We start from the raw sequence: 3,259 nt of genomic DNA on the forward strand, positions 1-3,259 counted from the left end.
AATAGCAGATAAAAACAACTGAACAATTGTACATAAAAATATTGTCACAATTGTTCAAAAAAATCTTGACATTAATACATATTCAATCCGGTACCTCATAAGCTCCTCCTACACATACACCATTTCATTCAGTATGATTTCATCTACCCGGCTTCTTACATTGTTTGCCCGGCGAACCCATTCCATCTGATCTCTGCTTTTTAATTCCTCGGTAATGCCTTCCTGTTCCATCATCTGATCCATCAGATAATCCCTGCGTTCCACACACTGCTCATTCACATCTGCAAGATAAGACCAGAGCTTTCCGCTCAGACTCAGATACGAATATAATCCACTTTTATAATCCTTCAGATAATTCCTGTGGAGACTTCCGTAAAATCCAATCTCACGAGTTTCATTCGGTACGGTGATCAATGGCAGATACACTTCCCCGACAAGGATATAATCCAGTCCATTACTGTCATCGTGTATAATCCGTTTTAACCTCTTCATGCCGGTATCGCTCCTTTCTTCGGTTCTGCAGGCGGAAGCATAGAAACCGGGACAAAGACACCTTTTGCAATATCTTCCTTCCGTATTGCTTCTTTCTTTGCATCCATCTCTGCTTTCTTCTTCTCTTTGGTTCGTTCGTAGTATTCCTGCTGTTTGCCATTTGCTTTTCTTTTCAGGTAGTTCTGGTGCAGCCTGTCTTTTCTGGCTTCCCTCTTTTTCATTTCTTCGATTTCCTCCGGTGTCAACTCCACCTCTCCGAAGTGTGGTGGCAGATATCGTCCAATGAAATTAAAATAGATTTCCACTTCCTGTGTAGTTTCAACACTGCCTTTCCGGTCACGCTCATGCACAACGATCTTCTCCACGAACTCATTCAGCATATAAGTGGTCAGTTCCTCAAAGTTTTGGTATTTATCGACCATGGCAATGAATTTCTCCGCAGACCTACGACCTTCCTCATAACCGGATAATTCTGCTTCCATCTCTGCAATCTCTCCTGACAGTTCTTTCTGCTCTTTAGAATACTGCCCGTCCAGAACTGCATAACGTTCATCCGGCAGCTTGCCAAGAATGTTATCTTCATAAATCCGGCAGAGCAGTTTTTCCAGATCCTGCACACGCTTCTGTGCTTCTGACAGTCTGCATTTCAGTCTTGTGATCTCACTGGACTGCTGTGAGGTCTGTGCCTTTCTCACTGTCTCTATGAACTCTTCCCGGTTCAGCTGGGAATATTCTGCAATCGCCTTTAAAAGCTCCTTGATAAGCTCCATGACTACATCAGCGTTGATCCTGTGCTGTGTCGGGCAGAGTGTTCCAACCGGAATCTTTGAGTATGCGGAACAGGTATACTGTGGAACTCTCTTTCCATTGTTTACCCGGTGAACATACATTTTCGCTCCACAATCCGCACAATACATCAATCCGGTCAAAGGATGTGCTTCTCCCCATCCATCTGGGTATCTTCTTACATTGCTTCTGATCCTCTGGACGTTATCAAAAGTTTCCTGATCTATGATAGGTTCTTGTGTGTCCTCGAATATTGTCCACTGATCTTCCCCTACATAATGGCTTTTCTTATCCTTGAAATGCTTTCTGGTTTTGAAGTTCACCGTATGACCAAGGTACTCCCGTTTTTTCAAAATCCCTGCAACAGTGGAGGAACCCCATCCATAAGGGTCTTTGATTTCATCCACCCTGCCTTTCCATAACCCTGCATCCTTTTTCGCCATATGCACTGCCGGAATCTCCACCTGTTCCTCTTTCAGAATCCTTGCAATCTGATACGGTCCACGCCCGTCCATGGTCATATGAAAAATTCGCTGTACAATCTTCGCTGCTTCTTCATCAACAATCCAGTGGTCAGGGTTCTCCGGATCTTTTAAGTAACCGTATGGTGTTGTGCTGGCTACATGCTTGCCGGATTTTCCCTTTGCCTTAAAGGTTGATTTAATCTTCTTGCTGGTATCCCTTGCATACCATTCATTCATAATATTTCGGAATGGGGTGAAATCATCATCCTCCCGAAAACTATCTACATTCTCATTCACTGCAATCAGACGCACATTCTTCTGTCTGAGCAGTTCCATATATTGCCCAACCTTCAGATAATCCCTTCCCATTCGGCTCATATCTTTAATCAGGATCGTCCCAACTTTCCCGGACTCCACTTCTTTCATCATGGCAAGAAATCCGGGGCGGTCAAATCTTGTGCCGGAAATTCCATCATCCGTAAAATGAATCAGATTTGTAAAGCCATGTTCCTTTGCATACTGCTCCAGAAGCTTTTTCTGATTGGAAATACTGTTGGACTCTCCGTTTAATTCATCATCACGACTAAGACGCTCATACAACGCTGTCATGAATCCCTGTGTCTGTGCCATTCTCTGACGCCCTCCTTTCTCTAATTTGGCTCCTGTTCTCACCCCATATCCGTTCCTGTACCGGGTTCTGATGTTTCCGGGACGTATTTCCAGAAAAGACACGCTAAATGCCTGTTCAATTCTGGTATCACTACGGGCAGGCTGTTCTGTTTTCAAGGTTCGTGTAAGAATCCTAAAAAAATCCCTACACATAACCCATTGCTCAGAAGCCTTTTTACAGGGTGCTACCGCAACATTTTTCATTTTCTACGGATTTTTGTGTCATTTTCTAAAGTTCCTTACACTTTCTCCGTACTGACGAAATCAAATGTTGACATGTTTTCATATTGTTTTTTTTAAAGTACAATTTTGTTCTTGAGATAAAAAATAAGTCTCAAGAGACTTTTTAATCAATTTGGAGCTCCAATTCTCTAAAATTGAGTGATTAAGAAGTCTCTTCAAACTTACTACACCTAAGTCCTCTTTATTATTTTTAAGTCTTTCTAACCTTTCATTAGTTGGTAAGTAACTATAGTCATCATTGCCTAAACAAAATTCAACCCTATTAAAAAGCTTTCTATAATCATCAATATGGTTACTTTCTATTTCTTCATAAGATTTATCTTCTAAAGATTTTAACTGACTTTTGCATAAAAGTTCTTCATCCTTACCTTCTGTACCTGGTCTTTATCAAATCCATTAAAGCTTGTATTTGCAACTAGTACTAATGTAACACTACTTGCTTCTTTTATATTAATATAATTTTTATCATTATAATTAAATTTTAAATATAAATCTCCCATAGGTGCATAAGATTCAGTATATCCAGCCAAGGGGCTGTATCAAAATAAATTTTGATATTAGCCGATAAAAAAAGGAGGGTTCGAATTCGAATCCTCCTTTTTGCA

Annotated in this window: 4 protein-coding genes; all 4 read right to left on the reverse strand. The window is 40.8% G+C overall.

Translation table 11 applies throughout. The features are described from left to right. Positions 1-108 precede the first annotated feature (108 nt). Positions 109-492, reverse strand: coding sequence for a TnpV protein (locus tag HCG70_RS17105; protein ID WP_221698066.1), 384 nt, complete (start codon positions 490-492; stop codon positions 109-111). Continuing rightward, entirely contained in the window at positions 489-2,351 is a 1,863-nt protein-coding gene (locus HCG70_RS17110; RefSeq protein WP_396021008.1) for a recombinase family protein, read from the reverse strand. The genes HCG70_RS17105 and HCG70_RS17110 overlap by 4 nt, the downstream gene beginning before the upstream one ends. Positions 2,352-2,693: 342 nt before the next feature. Beyond that, the gene (locus HCG70_RS17875; RefSeq protein ID WP_396021009.1) at positions 2,694-2,957 is read right to left on the reverse strand and encodes a glycosyl hydrolase family 95 catalytic domain-containing protein; all 264 of its coding nucleotides are present in this window, start codon (positions 2,955-2,957) and stop codon (positions 2,694-2,696) included. Between the two features lie 29 nt (positions 2,958-2,986). Further along, positions 2,987-3,184 carry a hypothetical protein gene (locus tag HCG70_RS17115; RefSeq protein ID WP_221698068.1) on the reverse strand — a complete coding sequence of 66 codons (198 nt, stop codon included), beginning with the start codon at positions 3,182-3,184 and terminating at the stop codon, positions 2,987-2,989. Positions 3,185-3,259 lie beyond the last annotated feature (75 nt).

It is taken from the genome of Clostridium sp. K04 (assembly GCF_019734375.1).
GTDB classification, from domain to species: Bacteria; Bacillota; Clostridia; order Clostridiales; family Clostridiaceae; genus Clostridium; species Clostridium saudiense.

Coding starts and splice junctions, on each gene's coding strand:
- HCG70_RS17105 (WP_221698066.1), bottom strand. CDS start 492: ATGAAGAGGTTAAAACGGATTATACACGATGACAGTAATGGACTGGAT.
- HCG70_RS17110 (WP_396021008.1), bottom strand. CDS start 2,351: ATGACAGCGTTGTATGAGCGTCTTAGTCGTGATGATGAATTAAACGGA.